Source organism: Pandoraea sp. NPDC087047, from assembly GCF_044745225.1.
In the GTDB taxonomy this organism is placed as follows: Bacteria; Pseudomonadota; Gammaproteobacteria; order Burkholderiales; family Burkholderiaceae; genus Pandoraea.
This window is the reverse complement of sequence record NZ_JBIUZU010000012.1, coordinates 41,329-64,308: the sequence shown is the minus strand read 5'-3', so window position 1 is coordinate 64,308 and position 22,980 is coordinate 41,329. Positions and strand designations below refer to the sequence as shown.

Below are 22,980 nucleotides of genomic sequence, written 5' to 3'. Positions count from 1 at the left end.
AGCCGCCGTGCAGCTCAGCGACTGGCCCGGCGCCGATGGCATTCTGACGTTGCCGGGCGACGGCTCGATGTGGCTCACGCTGATGCGCGACGATGGGTCGCCGCAAACGGTGGCGCTGCTTGAGAAGGTGCCGGTGCGGGTGGGCGACATCGTGTTCTGTCTCGGGGTCGACAGCGATCTCTGGCCGACCGACGCAACGCTGCTTCAACGGCATTTCGCCAGCGCGCAGCGTGCCGAGGCAACGAGCCATGCGCCGGTGGCAAGCGAGCGGGTGAGCGTGCGGCGTGTGTCGCGGCGGGGATGGCGAGGCGTGTCGCTCGCCGTGGTGGTCGCCGTGCTGAGCGCAGGCGGATGGGCCTGGTTCGGTGTGCGCGACGGCCGTGCCGTCGCTGCGCCGGAAATGCGCGGACGGGCGATGTCCGTCGATGCCCCGCTCGATGCCGTACGGGCCGTGATCGGCAGTCTCGGGCTGCACGATCTGAACGTGCAACGGCAGGGCCGCCGGCTTGAGGTCAAGGGCGTGGTCGCCACAGCGGAACAGGCCGCCACGCTCAGCCACCGGCTCTCGACGCTCGATGCCGAGGGCGTCGACATGCGGGTGTTGGTGGCCGCGCAGGTCGCAGAGGATATACGCGCGCTACTCGGCGAAAGCGCCGTGACCGTGCAATACCTCGGCAGCGGACGATTCGGCGTGTCGGGGGCGGTGGTCGACATGGACCGCACGAAGGCGCGTCTGGCGCAGGTGCAGCGAGATTACGCAGGCGCCATCGCCGGTATCGACGTGTCGCTGAGCGCGAGTGCAGCACCGCTGCGCAACGTGAGTGCGATGCTCGATTCGCCCGAGGTGCGTTACGTCGAACAGACCGACGGGACGAAACGTTTTTTGCTTGACCCACAGTAGCGCGACAAGCCGGATCCACTGCGTGGACGCATGACGCATCCGGTATTACGCAGAGAATCGAGAAACGGTCATCACGATTTAGGAATACGAATATGTTTGAATCGATTACGCCGGAAGTCGGCGCGGCACTGGACAAGATCAACGACATCGTGGCGACGAATCCGCTCGATGCACGCATCGAGGCCAGTGTGGCCACGTTGCACGAAGTCGCGCAGTCGGTCACGCAGGCCGCAGTCCAGTGCGCCGAGCCGCTTGCACGCAATGAGGGGCATAAGGTCGCAGACGGCCTGATCGCCGCCGCCATCATCTGCAACAAGCTGCGTGGCATGTAAGGCCGCAGGTAAGGCCGCATATAGCGCGGCATCCAGGATTTCGACGACGGCGCTCGCATGCGACGTTCGTCAACCGGGTAGCACCCTACCGGCGGGTAAGCCGGCAATCTCACTATTGTTCGGTTCGAGTCGAAACAGGAGTTCTCTCATGAGCAAATTCAGCAGTGGCGCAAACGTAGGCGCATCGTTGGCAGGCGCCGCCGGTGCAGCAGGCAACACCGGCATGGACACGGCGGGCGCGATCGCACAGATCAACGCAGCCGCCGAAGCCGAAAACGAGATCAACCTGGCAACCACCTACGCGCAGCTGCGTGAAGCGGGTCCCAAGAACATGAAGAGCCTGACGCAGGGGTAATCGCGCGACGCTTGCCCGCTGCAATGCCGTGCGGACGCCTCGGGCGTCCGCACGTTCGTTATACGGCGCGACGCTCGCGTCGGCCACTTCGCCCCATTCGTCACTCGCGCCCTCCGCCCTGCGGCCAAGCGATCCCCCTTAGCCGATGAGCCTGGAACGCCGCAACGAACTACTCGCAGAGCTATGCGGACTGCTCGAAATTCCCGACGTGAACGGCATCGTTCAGGCCGGGCGGCTTAACGTCAACGAGTTCGAGGTCGCCGTCGACTTCTTCGAACAGGACCCCGACGCGATCTATCTCGACTTCGAGTACGGGATTGTGAGCGGCGGCCGGACGTTGCGCATCTACCGCCTCATGCTGGAGGCGAACCTCACCGTCTACGCCCAGGATCAGGCACAGCTCGGCGTGAACCCGTCGACCGGCGGCATCATTCTGGTCGTGCGCGTGCCACTCGGCAGCGATGTGGACGGCAGCTATCTCTGCGAATTGCTCGATCACTATGTCGAGCACGGCCGCTACTGGCAGGACAACATCCTCCAATCGTCGGACGACATGTTCGACCAGATCGCCAGCGGCGAATATCAGTGGATTCGGGCCTGATTGCGCGACGCACTGCCTCAGTGCTTCACGTCTCGCGGACCGTCGAGCCGGTAGCCGGACGCATAGACCGCTCGCAGCGCCACCGGTCCGCCGCCCGAAAGTCCGAGCTTGCGACGAAGCTGATTGATGTGGCGCGTGAGTGCGCTCGGCTCGCGCGCGCTTGCCTCGTCTCCCCATATCTTTTCGGAGATTCGAGGACGGCTCAGCACCGCCCCGGGGTGCGAGAAGAACAGCCACGCCATGGCGAACTCGTACGCGGTCAGATGGATGATGCTGCCCTCGCGCGTACATCGGCAATTGGCCCGGTCGAAGCGGTAACCACCGTACTCGATGACGGTCGCTTCGAGTTCGTGTGTTCGTCGGCGCGCCACGCAACGCTGCGCGCGCGCCTGCAATTCGTCGAGCGACAGCGCGCCGACCACGATATCGTCGACGCCGCAGGACAACGCGTCACGCATGACCGTGGCGCAAAGGTATTGCCCCGTCACCAGAATCGGCAGGTCGTGACGCGCGTGGCAATCGCGCCATGTGGCAAGAAAGGCGATGGCTTGCGCGTCGGTGTCGGCATCGATGACGACCAGATCGGCGTTGGCGCGCAAGGAAAGATGACGAATCAGCTCAATACGGTTGTCGAAATCGACGACCCGGCAATCGTTGGAACTCTGCTCAAGCGCCGAGACAACGGTGCGTAGCGTCTTGCTCCGTGTCAGTAACACGATGACCACACTCAATCCTCAAGTCAGACATCCCCGTAGGTAAATTTGCTGGGGCTGCCGGGTCTATGGCGCGCTCTTTCGGCGCTTATGCGGCAGTCAGCGCGGAACGCCGCGCATTCGTCGCAGCGTGCCGACCTCGGGCGAAGCCTTGGGAAGACGGATCTCGGTTCCAAAAAAAAGCGAGTCCGACCGGTTGGATCGGACTCGCCTGTCGAGGCAGACCATTGCAGTCTGCCCTAGCACTCCTGCCAAACACGAAATCTCAACGGGGTGTCATATTACCTACCATTACGCACGCCCTTGGGGCACGTTGCCCCAAGGGTTGCGCGCGTGCAGGCTTAGCTGTTCTGGTTTTGATTACCGGTCACTGCGCCATAGACCTGGTTCTCCACCTGATCCCTGACGTTGTCCTTCACGGTGTCTTTCACGCCATCTTTCACGCTGTCGGTAATGGCGCTGCGCTCGACCGTATGGCCACCGATCGTCACGGTCTTGCCAATGGCGCTCTCCGCCCCCTTCGTGGCGGCATCGACCGCTGCGCCGACACCCGCTTCCGCGCCCTTCACCAAACCGCTCATCACCGCTTTGCCCGCGCCCGGCGCGACCAGACCGACGGCCGCCGCCCCCAGGCTGATGCCGGCATCGCGTTCGGCCTTGAGGATGTCCTGTTTGCTGCCACCGCCCACGGCGACGGCGGCGACATCCAACTGACCGGAGACGGCTTCGGTGGCCATCGACGCCGCCGAGAAGAGCGGGCCGATGCCCGGGATCTTGCCCAGGAAACTCAGCACCGTGGAGATGACGTCGAAGATCTTGGCGAAGGCATGCAGAATCTTTGCGCCGATGTTCTGAAGCTCGCCGCCCTTCTCTTTCTTCACTGCGGGCTGATCCACCTGGCCAGCCTGCATCGCGGCGAACGCGGCCTGATCGGCTTGCGACACGGGTTTATGCGACGCTGGCGTGGGCGGCGGCGTCTTGCCCCAGGTCGTCGAGTGCTTGATGAAGTTGTTCAGATCGCCGCGCGAAATGTCGCCATCGTCGGCCGCGTGACGCGCCGAGCCGCTGTTGCCGTGCGTAGCGTTATCGAGCATGCCGAAGAGCGCCGGGTCGCCGAGCATCTTTTGCGCCGCCTTGCGCACGGCATCGCTCTGACTCGAATCGCCTGCGATCGACTTGAGCTTGTCGCGCGTCAGATCGCCCTTGCCGAAGAACGCGTTGCTGTTGTCCTGAATCGTCTTGATCGTCTGCGTCTCGTCCGACGTCAGATTGACGCCATGCGAAATATTGTCGAGCAGCGTTCCTCGCTTGATCGAGCCGCCCGTGCCGGCAATCGCCTGCCACTTGTCCGGATTGTCGAGATAGAACTGGGCCGCGGCGATCACCTGCGCCGGCATCTTTCCTTCGCCGCCGGTGCCGTGGACGATGTCCTGCAACGTCTGCTGAGAGACGTTCTTCGGCAGGTAGTCGGAGTACTTGAACAGTTCGCGCTGCGCATCGTCGGCGGTCATGTCGCGCGGCTGCGTTTCGCCGGGCGATGCGTCCGACGGCACATAGTTGTGCGTGAACGACTCGGCTTCCTGCTGCATGTACGCCTGCACTTCCGGGTGCTGCGAGATCAGGGCGGTGATGTCTTGCGGCGCGTAAGCGCCGTCGCGCTTGCCGGTCTTTCCTGCGTCGAGCTTCTGCTGAAGAATCGGGTCGGACGCGAACTGTTGCAGCGCGGCTTTCAGATCCGGCGGCGTGTTGGGGTCATTGATCTTGTCGATGATCCCGGCGGTGTTGCCCTTGAACGTGTCCTGGTGACGCGCGAGCACCGACAGCGTCTGGATTTCGTCGTCCGAGAGCGGCGTGTTGTGATCGGCGACCACATAGTCGGCCAGGTTGTTCTGGTGCGCCACGCCGTCCTTGCCGGCGATCTCATGCTTGAATTGCTCGCCTCCATCGGCCAGCATCGTCCTGGCGGCTGCCTTCAGATCGTGCGACGCGCCTGCGCCGACGCCAGTGCCGTTCGCAATGTCTTGCAGGTCCGACACATTGATGCCCTTGCCCTGCATCGCCGGGTTCGTGCTCATCCAGGCGTCGAGCGTCACGGCAGCCTTGCCGAACGACGGCGAGCCCTTGTTGCCGTCGTCATCGTCATCGTCGTCGCCGGCATCACCATTGGCGTTGCTCGGCACGACCATCATCGACGCCAGCTTGGCCTTCGCGTAATCGGGGTTGTAGAAGCCGCCCGCCGTGAACATGGGGATCGGCTTGCCGTTTTCGTCCTTGACGGTATCCTCGCCGTCGTCACTCGACGTGCCCTTCGCGCCAGAAGCGCCTGATGCGCCTGATGCGCCCGATGCACCTGAAGCCCCCGAGTTGCCTTGGGCACCGCGGGTCTCGGCGGACAAGGTACGCGCGGCAGGGGCCGCATTTCCCTTGGCCCCGTTGGGCACCGCCAGCCCTACGCCGAAGTGCGCGGGTTGTCCGGGCACCGGCGAGTGCTCCGGCGTCTCGGCATCGGCCAGACGGGTCTGCGGCGAACCGATTCTGCCCGCTGCACCGCCGAGCATGCCGGAGATTTCGGTCTCGAGGTCCTTGACAGCGTCCTGCACGCCTTCGAGCGCCGTTTCCAGTCCGGTCAGCGCCGGGGAACTTGTTCCTACACGCATGTTCATCGTTTTTTCACCGTATCGTGACGTCATACCGATCTCGCCGGACCCGCAATGCACTCACTGCGGACTTGGCGGCCTGACGCGATTATCGGAAGCGCATAAGCCACTTGCGGCAGGAATGCGAACTTAGCGACGCATTGACGAAAGGCGAGGAAAGTCGACGATACCAACTCGATAGGATGACTGATTAGTAGCAGCCTACCGGCGCGTCGAAACAGGAAGCGGTGCCACGAAGGTTCGCTGCGCGCCCCGCAGCTTCGCCTCGCTCACGCCGGCCAGTCACGCCCGCGCTACGCTGCAAACTCCTCTACGTCCCCTCAAGGAGTCTCCGTGAGAATTTCGGGAAGTCATTCCTCATCGCATCACTCCGGCGTGCCGGAGCCATCCCATGGCCCATCGGGCAGTCACCACGGCGGGTCGTCCGGCGCCAATGGCGCGCACGAGGGGAAACACAGCGACTCGGGACTGGATCTTCCACCGGTCGGCGGGGCGTCCGGGGCCAGTGGCGCATCGGGGGCCGGTGGCAGCGACGTCAAGCAGGCGCTCGACCAGATGATCCTTCAGCTCGGGCAGAACATTCTGAGCAGCGGCAAGAAGTGGGCCGCACAACTCAAAGCGGACGACGACGACAGTTGAGATCGCGGGCGTCGGTGCGCGAGACAAGCCCTCGCGCACCGACGCGCCGCTCACACGTAGACGTCAGCGAACCGGCAACGGCACGGCACCTGACGGGTCCACCGGCTCGATAGGCCTGGCGGGCTCCACCGTCTCGGTAGATTCAGCGGATGGCGCCATCACAACCGGTGGCACGTTCGCCGCCGCGGCCACAGCAGCGCTTGCCGTTGCGTCGAGACCGCGCCGCCCGTCTTCCAGACCGCCCTGCACTGCGCGTTGCAACGCCACTGCGCGCGCCTCGTCCGCCACGGCCGACCGGGCCGCATCCTGTGCCGAGCCCTGCGGCGTGATGATGCGCGGCGTCACGAGAAAGAGACGCTGCATCTTGTTTGCCGAGTCGTTGCTGTAGCGGAACAGGCCGCCCACCCAAGGCAGTTTGGAGAGGAACGGCACGCCCGAGCCCTGCTTCTCGCTCGAATCGACGGCGTACCCCGCGATCAACAGGCTCTGACCCTCGTTGATCAAGGCTTGCGTGTCGATCGTGCTGTTCGACACGACGGGGAGCTGGCCCACTTGTTCGGTGGTCGACACCCGGCCGTCTTCGATATGCACGCTCAGGCGAAGGTGCGAAGCGTCGCCCTCCCTGACCACCGTCGGCAGCACGCGCAGCGTCACGCCCGCGGAAACGCTGTACAAATCCGACGACTGATAGCCGGACACCGGCACGTAGAAGGTCTTCTTGCTGTCCATCAACGCTTCGACGTTATCGAGCGTGGCGACCTTCGGGCTCGCGTTGATCGTCGCCTGATCGGTTTGCGCAAGCGCGTTGATTCGCGAGAGCAGATACCGGCCCGCATTGCCGAGCACCGCCGTGAAGACGCCGCCCGCCGGGGTGGCCAGCACGCCCGCCTGCGAGGAGATATTGGGATTGCCGAAGCCCTGCGGGTTGATCGAGTCCGGAAAGCCCGCTTGCTGATTCAGGCCGTTGCCCGTTTCGAAGTCGACATGGCTGTTATGAAACCGCCAGTCGATGCCGAGCGATTCCAGCGCGGTGTCCGAGATCTGGATGATGCTTGCGTCGATCTCGATGACCGCCGGACGGGTATCGAGCGACGCGATCAGCGCTTCGAAAGCCGGCATGGCGTCGGCACGCGCACGCACCAGAACCGCATTGGTGCGCGGATCGGGGCGCACGACCGGGCTGTCGAACCCGGCAATATCGCTGTGCGCACCGGGCGGTGGCGGCGTGTTCGCGACGCCGGCTCCATTTCCCGGCGACGCCAATGCACCGGGCATGCCGGGTGGCAGCGGCGTAGCGGGTGCCGCCGGTGCGGCGCCCGGCGTCCCCAGCAAACCCGGCAGGCCCGTGGTCCAACCGCCCGGGGCAGGCGTGTCGCGGCGCGGTGCGCTCGGGCCATCGGCTCCCGCCGAGGCGCTGGCCATCCGGCGTGCGTCCGAGCGATTGCCCGGCACGGTTCGCGCCACTGGCGTCTGCGCATCGTAAAGACTGCGCAGGATCGACGCCACGCCCAGCACCGAAATCGACTCGCCATCGAGGTTGATGACGTGATCGGCCGCCCACGCGTAGCGCAGCGGGAAAACGCGCACGACCTGACGGTCCTGCGTTTGCGAATGGCTCTGATCGACGAGTTTCGCAGCGTTCACCACGAGTTCGACGAAGCTCGGCGGACCCGAGACGAGCGCGGCGTGCACATCGTCGTCGTATCGCACGGGGAAGCGTGCGTCCGTAATGCCGAGCCGGTCCAGCGTGCGCCGCAATTCGCCGGGCTGCGCCGCCCCGGTGCCGATGGTGGTGCTGACGATTTCATCCGGCGCGTACAGGCGGAGCACCGAGCCGTCGAAGTACCACACGAAACCGAACGTGCTCGCCAGGCGCTCCAGCAATTGCTGCGGACTCGCGTGAAAACGCCCCGTCACACTGCCCTGCACCTTCGGCGACACCCAGACGGCAACCCCGCTGCTGGCACCGATGTCCCGGATGGCGTCCCGAATATCCTTGTGCTCGGCCGCATAGTCGATCACCGTGGCGCGCCACGGAATGATCGCTGCGCCCGCGCCCACGGACACCGCCATCAACACACCTGCCGCACAGCATTGCACCAGGCGGCGTGCGCGCTTATGCATTGATCGTCTCCGAGGGCGATTCGTCGAACTGCTTGCGGTAGCTCTTGACCAGCGCCGAGCGACTGGTCACCCCCCACCGGTTTGCCGTGCCGAGCACCGAGCCCGTCACGCTCGCGTCGTCCATCAGATCGCTGCGAATGCCCTCGAGACGCAGCTTCCGGATGAGCGCGCCGGGCGACATGCCGAGTGAGCGCTTGAACACCATTTGCAGCGCACGCTCGGTGACGTTGACTTGCGCCGCGACTTCGCGCGTGGTCAGTTCGCTGTGGGCGATGTGCTCCACGATGTAGCGATACGCCTTCCGGTACTTGGCCGGCAGCCGCGCTGCGATATCGTCGCCACGCGCGAGTTGGGCGGCATCGGCCTGCGGATCGAGGCTGCGCGCGGGCACGATCTGCGTGCGCAGGCAGTGCAGCGCCTGCAGCGTGTAAGTTGTATAGAGCGACATGCTCTGGTGCACCTGCCCGCGCTGAAACGCCAGCTTCGCGCTGACGTACAACCATTCGAGATCCGAATGACGCGCAGCGACCTGGACGTTACGCGCGCAGTTGATGTCATACAGACGCAGCGCAAGCTCGCCCTGACCGCCGGCGAAGGCTGCCAGCACGACGTTGAGATTCAGGTGCATCACCATCTGCGGACTACCGCATGCGCGCAGCGTCTGGAGCAGATCGTTGAGGGCTTCGACGTTACCGCGTGCGCCATCGGACAATTCGCGCAGGTAACGCATGTAGGAACGATACCTACGAAGTAATACTCCCTCCGTCTCGGATGTTGTCGAATTGACCGCCGACAATTCATTTCCATCATTCGAATCATTCGACTGCATTGACGCCGACAACGGCTCGGCGCTTAACCACGCCGATTGCCAGAATACGTGATCCAATAAAGCCGACGAGCGGCGAATACGCGTGTGAAGCGTTATGTCTGACATTAATAGCGAGACAATTTCTCGCCAAATCGGATTTAAATCGCCGACCGACCGGTCGGCTCGCAAAAGCACCTGCATGGCGGCGTGCGGGCGGCCCAGCCGGTGCTCAACGATGGCGAGCCCGACACGCGCTTCGACCTCCTGCTCGGCCTCCGTCGCACGATCGCGCACCATGCTCACGAAGCAGTTGCGCGCCACCGCGAAACGGTCGCGCAGCAGGGCCTGCCAGCCCGCATTGCGCGCGGACATCAGACGCAGCGCGTCGCCACCGGCCCGGCAGCCGCGCTGAGCGCGGGCATAACTCTGCTCCGCCTCTTCGTCGAGCTCGCGCAGCGCCTGAATATCGGCCAGCGCGCACAGGCTGGCACCGCTCATGTCCTGCAATTGCTTCTCGTCGCAATCGGCCACGCCGCATACGGCGGCATAGGCGCGCGGCCAGTCACCGGCAAGCAGTGCGTCGGCGCTGCGCGGCAACGTCTCACGCATACGTGCACTCGCGATCAAAGCGAAGTAGATCCGAACATTCATGGCTTTCGCCTTCCGTGGGGTTGGGGGGGTGATTCAAAAAATAAGGCGGCCCGCCTCCGGAAATTCTCAACAATCTGATGCGAAATCTTCACTTTTCGATATGTGGCTTCAAGTGTTTATCGAGTGGGGACTAACGCCTTGACAGAGACGTCAGGCATTTAAAAGGTCGGCAATTGGAAAATCCGGTGAAGTTTGCAATCCTGACGAGAGACTTTGCGCTGTGCGAAGCCGTTCGCGACAGCCTTCACGCCGACGGGGCGTGTTATCACTTCAGCGATGCCGAGCAATACGCGGCCTCCACGATGAGCGCGGGCTATGCAGCGATACTCATCGACGCCGCACTGGGCCCCGGAGATATGCAACGGGTGCTGGCGAGGCGACGCGGCGGTCGTGGGGACGGCGTGCCCGTCATCAGTATCGCCACGCCGACATGGATGCTCGATTTCGCCTTTCGTTCGGGGTGCGACGATGTCGTCATGTACCCCCTCGATGTGAATGAACTGCACGTTCGCCTCGGACTGGCGATGCAGCGCCGGGCCGAGGCCACTGCCGCGCGCAGCAACGAGATTCTGGAAGTGGGCGCCTATGTGGTCGACCGGGGGCGCGATACTGTGGTCGTCCAAGGCGTTGAGGTGCTGCTCACGGCGCGCGAGTTCGCTGTCGCGTGGCTCTTCTTCAGCCAGCCGGAAGTCCGTATCAGCCGCCAGGAGATTGCTGGCGCCATTTGGGCCAATGACGAAGGCGTTGTGGCGCGCAGCATCGAACAGCATGTCTACAAACTGCGCAATCGGCTTGGCCTGCGCGGCGATCATGGGCTGGTGCTGCGCACGGTCTACGGCGGCGGCTACACGCTGGAGCGGCACGGCCAGCGTGTCGAACAACCCACGAAGCGCGCCGCGCAAGGCTTGGCCCTGGCTCATCCGAAAAACTGACTGCGTGCGCGAAGCGCTCGCACGCACAGGGCGTGCGACGGCGTTACGCTTTTCGCATGCCGGGGCCAGTCGTCGCTGTTCAGACGACATATGCGGGGTCATGAACCACGCGGGTTCCGCACGTCCCGACGCACAGTGAGATCGCTATGCCGACCAGAATGCCGCGCCCCCTGCCGCCTATCCCCACGTCGCAATCGCAACCGGTTGGCGCAAACGGACAACCGTCGCCGTCGGCGCCCGCCGGACCGCGCGCACCGTCCGCACGGCCACCCTCCCCGACGCGCGCCGCACCATTAGAAGGGCTGCATGCTCGGCCGGCGAATCTCGCGACGTCCGGCGCTTCGGGAGACACGTCGTTTCGACGCAGGGCATTGCCTCAGGCACCTTCGCCGTCTCGACCACCTCAATCGCCTAAAACCGCCTCGGGACCGCAGCAGCACAAGAGCCACGCGGGCCACGCGAGCGTTGGGGTAACGCCCCAACGACGCGAGTCACCGCCGTCCCCATCGACACCGGCCCGGGTGCAGTCGTCGGCGTCTCATCCCCCCACGCTGTCGAGAGAGCCGGCTGCCGGTGGCGGAAGTGCCAATGTACCGGCTCCACGCAACGCACAAGAGGAAACCGAGCAGTTAGCGCATGCGTTGCGCGAGAGCCGTATCGAAGCGATGCTCTCAGGTCTGCCGTCGCAATTGACGAACACCGCACGCATGCAGGCCGAATTCGATTTCGACGCGCTGGCGCACGAGTTCAAGGCCCCCTATCTGGCGATGGGTGACGCGGGCAGGCTTCAGTTTCTGGAAGAGGTCATGACGACGCTCTCGCATACCGGAGCGCTTCAGGAAGCGATGGCCGAGTATGGCATGCAGGTCGTGCCCAACGACGGGCGCACGCCCCAGGGCGTCAACAACTGTTTCCTGTTGTCGGTGCTTGAGCATATCGACGGATTGGATCGCTCGCAGCTTGGCGCGCTCGCCGATCATTTCCGGGACATCCTCGTGTCGACGCCCGAATTGCGCCTGAAGCACGGCGAGCGTTTGAGCGCGGGCGGTGCCGCGGCGAGGCAATTCGTCGAACTGATCAACAGCGATCCGTCCATCGAGCAGAAGCTCAACGTCGAGGTCTTGTCGATGGTCGGCGGGCATCTGGTTCGTGACCGTATCGACGCCGGTTCACCCTCGGCGAAGACCGTCCTCATCATCGATCACGGCGGACATTTCGAAGCGGTTCGCGACGCACCACAGAGCGCGCTCGCCGAAGACACACCGGCCGCCCGTGCCGGTGCGGGTGTGCCGCCACACGAGGCGTCGCAAGCGACGCCGCATGCACAGGACGTGGCGACGATGTCGAGCGTCCAGCAAACGCATTGGGGACAGATGCACCTGGAAGTGGCCCATGCGCGTCACAAGGCGCTGACGCGTTTGGGGGAAGCGCTGCAGAGCCTGACGCGCGGCGGTTGAGGTCCGCGCGCAGGCGCATCGCGCTCGAATGCAATCAATCGAGGCTATTCGACCGTGGCCGACGTCAGTCCAATGTCAGCGTGCCGCGCATCATGCTGGCATGCGATGGGAACGAGCAGTAATAGGTGTAGTCGGTGCCGCGCGGGAGCCGGGACACGTCAAACGTGACCGACGTGTGCTCGCCACCGCCGATCATGGCCGTCTTCGCTATCACACGGGTGTCGCCCGGCCTGACCCAGTCGTTATCCGGCCCGGCGGCGAGGCCGTCGGTAATGGTCGCGTCGATGTCGCTTGAGTGAACCAGCACCCAGTTGTGTCCGGCAGCGGCCTTGGGCTTCTTGCCGGTGTGAATCAACTGGACGGTCAGCGTCTTGCAGCCCGACGGCACCCTGATGTGCTTGGGCGAGAACTGCTTGCCGGGTCGGCCCTGCACGTCGATCTGGCAAGCATCGCCGACAGTTTTCGCGACCGCATTAACCGCGGGGCCCATCGACATCATGCCGGCGTGATCTGCCCCTTGAGCGAAAGCCATGACGGGGGCACCGGCACAAGCGACGAATGCGAGATTGAGCGCACGCTTGCGCGCGCCAGGCAACGGAAATTTAGGCGACAACACGATCTCTCCAAACAATGCGAAGTCATAAAGGCGAACCTGCTAACGGGTGCGCTCATGTCGCCAAAATGCGCGGCTCGGTCACACCCGCGACAGCGAAGATATCGCCCAATTGCATTGGGAGTTTGTCGAGTGCCGGGAGATTTGTATTGGTTTGTATTGCCGCCGTTTGCGACCGGATGTGAGCCTGCCGTCAGGCGACGGCCATCGACCAGGCAAACTGCCGCACGCTCTGTGGAATGCTGGAAAGTTCAGCCGAAACGCCGCGCTCGTCAGGCGACACGGCATCATTTTCATTAGGATGACGATCTTTTAGGGAAATCGTGCCGACCTTTCTGGCACGTGGACGACAGACGAGCCGGATGTCTGTCACGATCTCGTCCGGCACGGGGATCTCGTTCACGAGTGCGCATCGCAATCCTGCGAGGACGCCAGCGGCATCGACCTCCTGTTCCCTCGCGCGCACCATCAATGTTTCGATGGCGGAGATTTCCGTGCGTGCCGATGCAAACGGCGCCGTGCCGGAGCGGCCAATGTAGTCGCCAAAGCTCTCGCGCAGTGCCATCAGCGAGTCGGTGTACCAGCGGGTCTTGAGCACGCGCCCCAGGGCGCTGTTCCTCGCGAAGATATCGAGCACGGCGGCATCGACGAAGCGGCCGTGGTCGACGCGGAGCTGGTCCAGCGTTCGGCGGCGCAGATCCGGTATCGCGTGTTCTGCTGCACGCACCACCGAGGTGCGATATCTCGCACGCAACGCCACATCTCGTCTTGCCAGTCCTTCGAGCTCTTTACGGGATTTATCCATTGCTGCGGCCAGCCGTTCAACGGCCTCGCGCATATCCTGACTACCGGGATGCTCCATGCCTGCTCCGACAACTCACGGCGCATCGGCAACATGCCGATGGCCATCCTGAACCCCTATCTCGCACGATCCTACGCATGAATCGAGGATAAATCGTGGAGATATTGCGCAGAATCCGGTGAACTCGTCGGGACGCGCAAAGGCGTGTTTTGGCGTGTTGGGCACATGGCGCGACAGGGAGGTTTCAGCGCGGCCCTTTCGCATCGGCGCACACTTCGTTATAGTGTCGGCGTGAGGACGACCTCACCTGTTGACGATACGTTCCGGGACGGCCCGGCTCTTTTTTATGGAGAGCCGTATGGCTTGGATCTATCTGATGCTCGCAGGTGTTCTGGAAGTGCTTTGGGCGTTTACGATGAAGCAATCTGCAGGCTTCACGAAACTGATCCCGTCTGTAGTCACGATCGTGACGATGGCCGTTAGCTTTGGTTTGCTATCGGTTTCCATGAAATCCCTCCCGCTTGGCACCGCCTACACCATCTGGACCGGCATCGGCGCGGTCGGCGCATTTGTCGTCGGTATCGTCGTGCTCGGCGAAATCGTCAGCATTGCCCGCCTGTCTGCCGCTGCGCTGATCGTCAGTGGGCTGATTCTGATGAAACTCTCATCGTAATCAGGAGTCCTTTCTATTGCTTCCGAACCGGCGGGGCGATTGCGCGTTCACGCAAGCGCCGCCGACCTACCTTTCCTCCGAATCTGGTCGCATGATGGACGTTTCCGAATACTATCCGGCACTCCTTTTTCTCATTGTCGCCGTGTTTATCGGCGGTGGCTTGCTCGTCGTTGCAAAACCCATACGTCCTGATCGACCGGACGACGCCAAAGGATCCCCGTACGAATGTGGCTTCAACGCGTTCGGCGACGCGAGACGCAAGTTCGACGTGCGCTTTTACCGCGTGGCGATTTTCTTCATTATTTTCGATATCGAACTGGCGTTCACCATCCCGTGGGCGGTTTCCCTTCGGGAGACCGGCATGGCGAGTCTCATCGCCATGATCGCGTTTCTCGCCGTGCTGGTACTAGGGTTCGCGTACGAGTGGAAGAAGAAGGCGTTCGAGTGGGAGTAGCCGGGGCGCTTCACTTCAGTCTTGAAGACGTTCAGTGAATGCCTATCCGGCGCATTCGCCCGCGCAAATGGCCGCTCGAAGGGGGATGGACTTGCCGTGAGCGTATAAAAAATGCCCCGGCGGCGCAGTCACCGGGGCTAAGACCTACTTGCATGGCCATGGAAGGAGGAGCCATGCAGGAAACGAGTTTAATAAGCGGCTTCACTCACGGCTGACGTACGCGATCAAGGGATGCACGCGGGGGGAGTGGTGAAGTTGGAGGGGCGATTGGCCGAATTGACCGGAGCACAGGCCGTTCCACCGTTCGACCTCACACCAAACCGCTAACACCGGCGAACGTGGCAGGACGAAAAACTCGGACGATGCCCCAAAGAAGGTGCGCACATTACGTTTGGGTCGATACGTCAAAGTGCGGCGTCCGCGTGCTGGCGGCTCATGACATCTCTCGGTGCTCGTCGGCCCGACCCTAAGCGTCGCGCCGCAACGTAACGCAAAAAAAGCCCCGGTACCACGCAGCACCGGGGCCAACACTTCCTCTCAACGACACACATGACAGTGACTTCGCCATGCAGGAACCGAGTCTAGGGCTCATCGGTTCTGCCGAAGTGCGTAGCTTATCGAAGTGTGGGATCCGTAAAACGGATGTGACGTAGTCTGGTCGCCGGGATCGCCCGGCAAACGGGACTTCAGCAGCTTTCCGAATTGTCGCCATGTCGGTTTCGACGAATCAGAAAACTCGGAAGATGACCAAACGTAGACGCGGGAAGCTATGCGCCGGACCGATGTAACGGTCAACGGTTCATAGCCTGCGCATACTTGCCGCACGCGGCGACGGGGCCGTCGTACGAAAGATTTCGAACGCTTCCTTGACCATCAACCTCGGCCTCGATCTTGCAGGTCGCGCTCGTCTGCACAGTCGTTCCGCCGAACGTGTTGGCGGTGTACTTGGAATCGCTGGATTTGGCGAACGCTTTCGCTGTCGTGAAACTGGTCGACGGCTGAAAGGTGGAGATAAGTTCGGTATGCGTCCAGGTGTAGATATGACGACCGGCAATGATGCGCTCGCTGCTCGGCACGCCAAGCCTGTCCATCGCCACAGAAAGCGGCTGATTCCGCATACGATCGAAGCCACTGTTCAGTTGGTCACTGACACAAGCCGACAACAGCAACAGCGCGGAAAGCGGAATGATTGCTCTCACAATATTGATTCTCCAATGATGATTGAGGCCGACGGGTGTGCGCTGCGCGTCGCATGTTGCGGATGAAGAACCATTTTGGTTGGTAATTTACCTAAATGGTTTTATTTGACTTTGATGCGTGGATTTTTCCGCGCAGACTGGCGGGGTTGGACTTCCCTAAGGGGGATGTTTGGCGGGGGGTGTCTTACTCGTGCCGCGGTGGCGCTGAGGGGCACGATCGGCGATGGATAGCGATTTGCCCCATCCGACGAGCTATCTATCTGCGCGCGATCGCAGACATCGCGTCGCGGCGGCGGATGCCTCGCGCTGCTGGAACGTGCCTGGATGCAGACGAGTGGCGGGAGCAGTCGCGGCGGTAGCTACGAAGAAGGTTGGAGCAACATGGGGGCGTCGGGTGATCCGAGCCCCCATGTTCGTTAAGGCATCAGAACCTTGTCCACGACATGAATGACGCCGTTGGATTGCATCACGTCGCCAATGGTCACGCGGGCCACACCGCCCTTATCGTCCCGGACGACAAGCTGATTCCCTTGCTGCATGACGGTGAGCGAATCACCTTCCACCGTCTTTATGACCGCTTTTCCGCCGCCATCGCTCACGGCCTTCATGAGATCCTGCGCCGTTAGCCGCCCCGGAACAACGTGATAGGTAAGCACTTTAACCAGCGTCCCCTTGTTCTCCGGCTGGAGCAACGTATCCACCGTCCCCGACGGCAACGCGGCAAACGCTTCGTTCGTCGGTGCGAATACGGTGAACGGCCCCGCACTGTTAAGGGTGTCAACCAAACCACCCGCTTTGACCGCCGCAACAAGCGTCGTGTGATCCTTCGAATTCACAGCGTTCTGAACGATGGTTTTGGATGGATACATCGCCGCCCCGCCCACCATCACCGTTTTCTCGCCCCCATCCATCGCAGCAAACACCGATGTCACAGCAATGCCCGGCAGAATTGCAATGCACGCCACCACCGCGAGAATCCCGCCCGATCGTCTCATCTTCATGTTCATGTTCACACCCAATTTAGGACGCTTCTCAATGTGGAAGCACTCTCTAATACGGATGGTGTGCGGGATCGGATGCATGGGCTAACGAGAACGTTAGTGACGATCAGAAGTAGAAGCTTTCAGCGTCTGAATCGATGCCATTACGCGGGGAAATCGCGGGGAAAAATCGGGGAAGCCGCCGAGATTTTAGGCGCGACGAGGTGAGATTTTTCGCCGACGACGAACAATCGGAATTGACGCAAAAACCCCGCCCCGCCTTATTCGGCGAGCGTTTGCGAGATATTGCGGGAAGAAGTGAGACCTACGAAACCGATGCCAAAACGGGGAGTTGGTGCGAGGAAGGGGACTCGAACCCCTACACCCTTGCGGGCGTCAGGACCTAAACCTGGTGCGTCTACCAATTTCGCCATCCTCGCAGCCCGTGGGTGTCGGTACCTTGTAAGGTGCGACATCCCGGCATCGGGTCGACGGCATGCGTCCGGTCGGACATGAAAAGGGGCGACTTGTCGCCGCCCCGCTGCATGCGTCAAAGCAGGCGAGCATTCTACACGAACCGATTCCCGCCGGCAATCTCACGCCGAAGCCGCCCCGTCACGCCCGTCCTCTCACCTCCCAATGCTAGAATTCGCACCAATTCATGGCATCTGCCCCGCTGCGCGCACGCGCACCGAACCCCGGGCACCTGACCAAACCGATACCCCATTCGCATGCAACCCCACGAGACCGCCGACGATACCTCCGGCTTCACCAGCCCCACGCAGGCCAACGAATATTGCCGCCAGAAGGCAGGCCCGCCCGGCTCCGCGCTCTACTACGCCCTGCTCCAGTTACCGCCGTCCAAACGCCACGCCGCCTATGCCGTCCACGCCTTCTGTCAGGAAATCGCCGATATTCATGCGGCCGTTCATGACCCCGGCGTCGCGCATGCAAAGCTCGACTGGTGGCGTCAGGAACTCGCGCGACTCTTCTCCGGCAACCCAGCGCACCCCGTCACGCGCGCGCTCGCGCCCGTCGTCCAAAACAGTGGGTTGTCGCGCGCCGCATTTGAAGCCGTTCTTCACGGCGCCGAGATGGATCTCTCCCAGATGCGCTATCTCGACTTCGCCGGCCTCACACATTATTGCGACGCCGCAGGTGGCGCGCCCGCCGAACTCGCATCACACGTCTACGGTTTCGACGACCCGCAAACGCCCGCCCTCGCCCGCGCCCTCGGTCACGCCATCACGCTCGGCCGACGTGTCACCGACGCCGGTGTCGACGCGCGCGCCGGGTACGTCTATTTCCCCATCGACGAACTCCAGCACTTCGGCGTCACCGCCGCCGATATGCAAAACGGCAAGTACTCGCCCGCCTACGTCGAATTGATGAAGTTCCAGCATGCGCGGGCGCGTCAGGCCATTGCCGACGCGGCGGCCGCCCTCCCGAAAAAAGACCGTCGCAAGCAACGTCCGCTGCTCGCCCTCGCGGCCCTGCAATTGGCACTGATGGACGAAGTCGCCGCCAGCGACTATCAGGTGCTGCATCAACGCATCGATCTCACGCCACTGCGAAAATTCTGGCGAGCCTGGCGCGCGCGCTAGATCGCGCTGCGCTCACCGGGGGATGTGCCAACGCATCCCCCTCACACCCGCAGCACATCCAACGGCTTGAACCCGCCGCCCAGGACCGGCTGCGGATTCAGGCCCCACCAGCGCTGCAACACCGTGGCGTAGACATCCCGGAAATCGACGGCGAACGGTAAGTTGCCGTTGCCGTCGAGTCGATCCAGTCTCGGCACTTCGCCGTAAAGCCCCCCGCGCACGCGTCCGCCAGCAATGAAGTGCGGCGCTACCGTGCCGTGATCCGTCCCGTTGCTCTGATTCTCGCGCGGACGCCGCCCGAACTCCGCATACGTCACGATCATCGTCGACTGCCAACGGTTCAGCTCGGTCAGCCCCGCGCGCAACGCCATCATCCCCTGCGACAACTGACGCAGCAGATTCGCCTGCTGCCCCGGCTGATTCTGGTGCGTGTCGAATCCGTTCAGTGTCAGACGCAGCACCGCCACACCGCGTCCCGGCTGTGGCACACCCGTCGGTGAATCAGCCGCTGCAACCACCTGCAATGCCGTCTTCACCACGTTGCCGAATGCGCCCTGCGGCATCGGCGTGCGCAAAACATACTGTCCCTGACGCGGACGCAGTCCGTCCGCCGCCTTCACGATGTCGTTCTCCACGCGCAGCACATGCGCCAACGCAGGATTGCTCACCTGCACCGCATTGGCCGATGCCAGATTGGCATCGCGCAGGAATTGCGCCGGATTGGTCAGCGTCACCGCACGCGCACCGCCGCCCAACGGCCCCAACTCCGCACTGCCGACGATCACGCCATCGGCATCGAAACCAGCCGGCACCGACTGCTGCGCAAACGCGCGCGATAACCAACCGTCGCGCAGATACTCGTCCGAGCGCGACGCCGTATTCCATATCTCGATCGACCGGAAGTGCGACAGATTCGGCTGCGGATACCCCACCCCCTGCACGATCGCCAGCTCCTTCGCCTGCCACATCGGCAGCAATGCCCGCATCTCCGAATGCAGACCGCTGTGCTCGTCCAGTTGCACGACCTGCTCGCGCTTCACGCCAATATTCGGACGCAACCCGGCATACATCGGATCCGCATAGGGAATGACGGTGTTCAGCCCGTCATTGCCCCCTTTGAGTTCGATGAGAATCAGCAGATTGCCGTAATTGCCGCCCGCGCCCGGCAATATCCCGGACAAATCTCGTGCAGCCGCCCATACCGGCGCCGGGGTCAGCCATGCCGCCCCAAGACCACCAGCGAATGTCAGAAAATCGCGCCGACGCATCTCACACCTCTCAAGGCCGCCTCGCGCTCACGCGCGGGCATCGCCAAAGACAAAGACCCTACATCCCGTACCGCTCACCATCCGCTCACCATCGCCCGACCACGCACTCACTTCAGTTGATACGCGGGGTCCATCAGCAACGCCTGCAAGAAAGCGGCACTGTTCACGCCAGCCGTTTGCGCCGCCGCAGGCGCGAATGGCAATACCGCCCGCTGCAACGCCTCGCGCGACGCCACGTCAGGAATGTCGACCGGCCCCAAGGCGTAAGGTTGCAGCCAGCGAGACAGATCGAAGCGCACCCCGGCCACCGTTCGCGGCATCGGCTGGGCGGGGCGCAGCGCCGTGCGCTGCACGCCCGCCCGCGCCGACATCGAAGGCGCCATCGTCGACGGTCCGCCCGCGTTCGCATTCTCCGTCGCCCGGAACATGCGCTCGACGAACTGCTTGCGCGCGAGCAGCGTGGTGCTGTCGATCCACGCATCGCCGCCCGGCCAGCCCTTCACATTGGGCGGACGGAACAGGTCCTGCCCCAACACACGCATCTGCTGCGCCAGCATCTGCGGATCGTCGTAGCCAATGTCGAACTCGCGCACGGTGTCCGTCACGAATTCAGACGGCGACTTGACCAGCGTGCCGCGCGTGCGGGAATCCCAGAACGCCGGCGTGAGCAACATGGCGCGCAGCGCCACGCGGATGTCGTAGCCGCTCGCGCGGAACGCCCCCGCAATGCGCTCGACCTGCACCGGGTCAGGCGTCGGGGAAACGAATTCGCGCCACAACTTGCTGGTGACGAAGGTTGCCGTCTCGGGACGCGCCAGCAAAATGTCGAGCATCTGGTCGCCGTCGAAGTCGCCTGTCTGGTGCAACACGGTTTTCATGCCGGTGTCGTGCACGTTGGGACGCCAGACGTAAGTCATCGTCGGACGATCGATGCTCCAGCCTGTATAGGCGCGCGCCGCTTCACGCACGTCCTGCTCGGTGTAATGCCCTTCGCCCAACGTGAACAACTCCATCACCTCGCGCGCGAAGTTCTCGTTCGGACGCCCCTTGCGGCTGCCCGCCCCATCGAGATAGATGAGCATCGCCGGGTCCTTCGACACCTCATGGAGCATCACCCCGAAGTTGCCCAGCGCATTCGCCCTCAACAGCACGTTCTGCCGGTAAAGCACGCCCGGCTCGCGCACCTTGTCGTCGCTCGACACGAAGTGGTTATGCCAGAACATCGTCATGCGCTCGGTGAGCGGCGACGGCGTGCTCGCCATCTCCTGCGCCCACCACGCGCCGAGCGACGCCGCCATACGATTGCGTCGCGCGTTGAGCTCGCGCCGCTGGTCGTCGGTCATGTTCTTGACGGGCGCACCGTAGAGCGGCGGGTCGGCGGCCCAGGCGGGCGGCGGCGTCACGGCCGTGCGACGGGTTTGCGCCAGCAACCGGTCGACGGCCTGCGCGCGCGTCAGCCCGACAAACGGCGCAAGCTCGCGCGCGTCGGGCGCGTAACCGGTGCGGGTGAGGAGATAGCGCGCGTCGTCGGCCGTCAGCTCGCGCGTGGTCTGGTCGACGGCCGACGAGGACGAGCGCGCCGCCTTCGGGCGTGCGGCATGCTGTGCGGGCGCGTGGTGCGAACTTGTAGCATATGCCGCGGGGGCAGCAAGCGGCAAGGCAAGCCAGACCGCCGCGAGTAGCCGGGGCAAACGCCTCGGACACCCGGCGCTATGCAACGACGCGGGCGATGCCAGCCCTGCCAAGCTCGTCAACGTCGAAAGACTCGACGCCTGACGCCTTCCGCGGGCGCAAAAAAAGCCAGCGTCGGCAGAGGCTGGCGGGGTTCGGTTCGGCTTCATGAGACGCTCGCGTCAAAGTGACATCACTGGCGTTTTGGGGAGAAGCGTTTGGCGACGTTTCCGTGACAGATCGAACGGTAAGGAAGCGTGTGTCGTGTCAGTGACTATATAGCTCACGCACGGCGTCTTGAATATGTTGACGTAGCAGGCGCCGGTCTTCCGGCGACATATGGCCGTTGGGACGTCGCCCGGGCGGCGTATGCGGGAGGTCGTCGTTGCGGCGATCGGCGTTGGGATCGTTCGCGGGCGGCGCGTTCTTCGGCGGATTGCGCGGCGACGGCGCGGGTGCGGCACGCTGAACTCTGGGGGCGCTCGCGCCATGGTATTGCGTACTGAAATGCGCTACGGGACGGGCATAGGTCACACCCAGGTGACCCCAGAGCATGATTCCCCCGAACAGAAGCGTAAACTCAGCAGCCCATCTCATCTTGTGCGTTTGTCCTTCATGCCATGCGGCTGTTTTTGCCCTGGCAGGGGTGCAAGTGTACCCACTGCCTATGGTCAGCGCACAAGCCGTAGGGTAAATTGTGTAACCCTTTGTAACCCGCTTTGGCGGCCTCCTCAGTTCGCAACATTTCGGGCTAAGATACGTGGCATGGAAAACAAAAACTCTCCCAAAATTCTGGTTGTCGACGACGATCCGCGCCTGCGCGACCTGCTGCGTCGTTACCTCGGGGAACAGGGTTTCAATGTCTTTGTGGCCGAAAATTCCACAGCCATGAACAAGCTCTGGGTGCGCGAGCGCTTCGATCTGCTCGTGCTAGACCTGATGATCCCCGGTGAAGACGGTCTTTCTATTTGTCTCCGTCTGCGCGGCGTCAATGATCGCACGCCGATCATCATGTTAACGGCCAAAGGCGAGGATGTCGACCGAATCGTCGGCCTCGAGATGGGCGCAGACGACTATCTGCCCAAGCCCTTCAATCCGCGCGAACTCGTCGCCCGCATTCACGCCGTGCTGCGCCGTCAGGCGCCGCCCGAACTCCCCGGTGCGCCCAGCGAAACCATGGAGACGTTCGAGTTCGGCGACTTCTCCCTGAACCTCGCCACGCGCACGCTCACCAAGAACGGTCAGGAAATCGCCCTCACGACGGGCGAGTTCTCCGTGCTCAAGGTCTTCGCCCGCCACCCGCGCCAGCCGCTCTCGCGCGAAAAGCTCATGGAGCTCGCTCGCGGTCGCGAATATGAAGTCTTCGACCGGAGCCTCGACGTGCAGATCTCGCGTCTGCGCAAGCTCATCGAACCGGACCCGGGCAGCCCACGCTTCATTCAGACAGTGTGGGGCCTCGGCTACGTGTTCATCCCGGACGGCGGCGCGTGATTGCCCGCCATCACGTCGCAAGCCATAAGACGACGCCGGTCGCGACGCGCTCGCG

22 protein-coding genes and 1 tRNA gene are annotated in these 22,980 nt (G+C 63.2%); 11 read left to right on the top strand and 12 right to left on the bottom strand.

The annotated features are described in order from the left end of the window. Window positions 1–7 precede the first annotated feature (7 nt). The 4 genes from ACIPHM_RS21325 (at window position 8) to ACIPHM_RS21310 (ending at window position 2,189) form a co-directional block, all read left to right on the top strand. Complete coding sequence (locus ACIPHM_RS21325; protein ID WP_400332687.1) at window positions 8–901, top strand: hypothetical protein; 894 nt, start codon at window positions 8–10, stop codon at window positions 899–901. A gap of 92 nt (window positions 902–993) precedes the next feature. Next, window positions 994–1,233 (top strand): hypothetical protein, encoded by a 240-nt coding sequence (locus ACIPHM_RS21320; RefSeq protein WP_400332684.1) that lies wholly within the window; start codon window positions 994–996, stop codon window positions 1,231–1,233. Between the two features lie 148 nt (window positions 1,234–1,381). Further along, window positions 1,382–1,588: a hypothetical protein gene (locus tag ACIPHM_RS21315; protein WP_400332681.1), complete on the top strand. Its 207-nt coding sequence runs from the start codon at window positions 1,382–1,384 to the stop codon at window positions 1,586–1,588. A 145-nt stretch (window positions 1,589–1,733) separates the two neighbouring features. Then, a complete protein-coding gene (locus ACIPHM_RS21310) occupies window positions 1,734–2,189 on the top strand; it encodes a CesT family type III secretion system chaperone (protein ID WP_400332678.1) in 456 nt (151 codons plus the stop codon). Window positions 2,190–2,206: 17 nt separating this feature from the next. On the opposite strand, the gene ACIPHM_RS21305 is transcribed toward ACIPHM_RS21310, so the two are convergent. Together ACIPHM_RS21305 and ACIPHM_RS21300 are read right to left on the bottom strand one after the other, a co-directional pair. After that, on the bottom strand, window positions 2,207–2,914 hold the full coding sequence (locus tag ACIPHM_RS21305; protein ID WP_400332675.1) for a response regulator transcription factor: 708 nt from the start codon (window positions 2,912–2,914) through the stop codon (window positions 2,207–2,209). A gap of 329 nt (window positions 2,915–3,243) precedes the next feature. Further along, a complete protein-coding gene (locus ACIPHM_RS21300) occupies window positions 3,244–5,565 on the bottom strand; it encodes an HrpF/NolX family T3SS translocon protein (protein WP_400332672.1) in 2,322 nt (773 codons plus the stop codon). 327 nt (window positions 5,566–5,892) lie between these two features. Here ACIPHM_RS21300 and ACIPHM_RS21295 point away from each other — a divergent pair, with 327 nt between their 5' ends. Further along, complete coding sequence (locus ACIPHM_RS21295) at window positions 5,893–6,198, top strand: hypothetical protein (RefSeq protein WP_400332670.1); 306 nt, start codon at window positions 5,893–5,895, stop codon at window positions 6,196–6,198. Between the two features lie 63 nt (window positions 6,199–6,261). Here the strand turns inward: ACIPHM_RS21295 and sctC are convergent, their stop codons facing one another. Both sctC and ACIPHM_RS21285 read right to left on the bottom strand, forming a co-directional pair. Continuing rightward, the gene (gene sctC / locus ACIPHM_RS21290) at window positions 6,262–8,322 is read right to left on the bottom strand and encodes a type III secretion system outer membrane ring subunit SctC (protein WP_400332667.1); all 2,061 of its coding nucleotides are present in this window, start codon (window positions 8,320–8,322) and stop codon (window positions 6,262–6,264) included. Continuing rightward, window positions 8,315–9,781, bottom strand: coding sequence for a helix-turn-helix transcriptional regulator (locus ACIPHM_RS21285; protein ID WP_400332664.1), 1,467 nt, complete (start codon window positions 9,779–9,781; stop codon window positions 8,315–8,317). Before ACIPHM_RS21285 ends, sctC begins: the two co-directional genes overlap by 8 nt. A 185-nt stretch (window positions 9,782–9,966) precedes the next feature. Between ACIPHM_RS21285 and ACIPHM_RS21280 the strand changes: the two genes are divergently transcribed. Both ACIPHM_RS21280 and ACIPHM_RS21275 read left to right on the top strand, forming a co-directional pair. Beyond that, a complete protein-coding gene (locus ACIPHM_RS21280) occupies window positions 9,967–10,713 on the top strand; it encodes a winged helix-turn-helix domain-containing protein (RefSeq protein ID WP_400332661.1) in 747 nt (248 codons plus the stop codon). Window positions 10,714–11,378: 665 nt separating this feature from the next. Further along, the gene (locus tag ACIPHM_RS21275) at window positions 11,379–12,170 is read left to right on the top strand and encodes a hypothetical protein (protein ID WP_400332658.1); all 792 of its coding nucleotides are present in this window, start codon (window positions 11,379–11,381) and stop codon (window positions 12,168–12,170) included. A gap of 64 nt (window positions 12,171–12,234) precedes the next feature. Here ACIPHM_RS21275 and azu read toward each other — a convergent pair whose 3' ends face one another. Both azu and ACIPHM_RS21265 read right to left on the bottom strand, forming a co-directional pair. Beyond that, window positions 12,235–12,786 carry an azurin gene (gene azu / locus ACIPHM_RS21270; RefSeq protein ID WP_400332655.1) on the bottom strand — a complete coding sequence of 184 codons (552 nt, stop codon included), beginning with the start codon at window positions 12,784–12,786 and terminating at the stop codon, window positions 12,235–12,237. A 190-nt stretch (window positions 12,787–12,976) separates the two neighbouring features. Continuing rightward, window positions 12,977–13,645: a hypothetical protein gene (locus ACIPHM_RS21265; RefSeq protein ID WP_400332652.1), complete on the bottom strand. Its 669-nt coding sequence runs from the start codon at window positions 13,643–13,645 to the stop codon at window positions 12,977–12,979. A gap of 298 nt (window positions 13,646–13,943) precedes the next feature. Here ACIPHM_RS21265 and ACIPHM_RS21260 point away from each other — a divergent pair, with 298 nt between their 5' ends. Next, window positions 13,944–14,258, top strand: coding sequence for a DMT family transporter (locus ACIPHM_RS21260; RefSeq protein WP_400332649.1), 315 nt, complete (start codon window positions 13,944–13,946; stop codon window positions 14,256–14,258). 94 nt (window positions 14,259–14,352) lie between these two features. Beyond that, on the top strand, window positions 14,353–14,712 hold the full coding sequence (ndhC, locus tag ACIPHM_RS21255; RefSeq protein ID WP_400332873.1) for an NADH-quinone oxidoreductase subunit A: 360 nt from the start codon (window positions 14,353–14,355) through the stop codon (window positions 14,710–14,712). A 791-nt stretch (window positions 14,713–15,503) separates the two neighbouring features. Here ndhC and ACIPHM_RS21250 read toward each other — a convergent pair. From ACIPHM_RS21250 to ACIPHM_RS21240, 3 genes are all read right to left on the bottom strand, one after another. Beyond that, the gene (locus tag ACIPHM_RS21250; RefSeq protein ID WP_400332646.1) at window positions 15,504–15,911 is read right to left on the bottom strand and encodes a hypothetical protein; all 408 of its coding nucleotides are present in this window, start codon (window positions 15,909–15,911) and stop codon (window positions 15,504–15,506) included. A gap of 416 nt (window positions 15,912–16,327) precedes the next feature. Next, a complete protein-coding gene (locus ACIPHM_RS21245; protein ID WP_400332871.1) occupies window positions 16,328–16,912 on the bottom strand; it encodes a fasciclin domain-containing protein in 585 nt (194 codons plus the stop codon). A gap of 332 nt (window positions 16,913–17,244) precedes the next feature. Further along, window positions 17,245–17,331, bottom strand: a tRNA-Leu gene (locus tag ACIPHM_RS21240). A gap of 291 nt (window positions 17,332–17,622) precedes the next feature. Here ACIPHM_RS21240 and ACIPHM_RS21235 point away from each other — a divergent pair. Beyond that, complete coding sequence (locus tag ACIPHM_RS21235; RefSeq protein ID WP_400332643.1) at window positions 17,623–18,495, top strand: squalene/phytoene synthase family protein; 873 nt, start codon at window positions 17,623–17,625, stop codon at window positions 18,493–18,495. A 41-nt stretch (window positions 18,496–18,536) separates the two neighbouring features. Here the strand turns inward: ACIPHM_RS21235 and ACIPHM_RS21230 are convergent, their stop codons facing one another. The 3 genes from ACIPHM_RS21230 to ACIPHM_RS21220 all read right to left on the bottom strand — a co-directional run bounded on the left by ACIPHM_RS21230 (window position 18,537) and on the right by ACIPHM_RS21220 (window position 21,989). Further along, window positions 18,537–19,763, bottom strand: a complete 1,227-nt coding sequence (locus tag ACIPHM_RS21230; protein ID WP_400332640.1) for a DUF1501 domain-containing protein — start codon at window positions 19,761–19,763, stop codon at window positions 18,537–18,539. Between the two features lie 107 nt (window positions 19,764–19,870). After that, complete coding sequence (locus ACIPHM_RS21225) at window positions 19,871–21,301, bottom strand: DUF1800 family protein (protein WP_400332868.1); 1,431 nt, start codon at window positions 21,299–21,301, stop codon at window positions 19,871–19,873. 400 nt (window positions 21,302–21,701) lie between these two features. Then, window positions 21,702–21,989, bottom strand: coding sequence for a hypothetical protein (locus ACIPHM_RS21220; protein ID WP_400332637.1), 288 nt, complete (start codon window positions 21,987–21,989; stop codon window positions 21,702–21,704). A 210-nt stretch (window positions 21,990–22,199) separates the two neighbouring features. On the opposite strand from ACIPHM_RS21220, the gene ompR reads away from it, so the two are divergent. Beyond that, a complete protein-coding gene (ompR, locus tag ACIPHM_RS21215) occupies window positions 22,200–22,925 on the top strand; it encodes a two-component system response regulator OmpR (RefSeq protein ID WP_400332612.1) in 726 nt (241 codons plus the stop codon). Window positions 22,926–22,980: the final 55 nt, after the last annotated feature.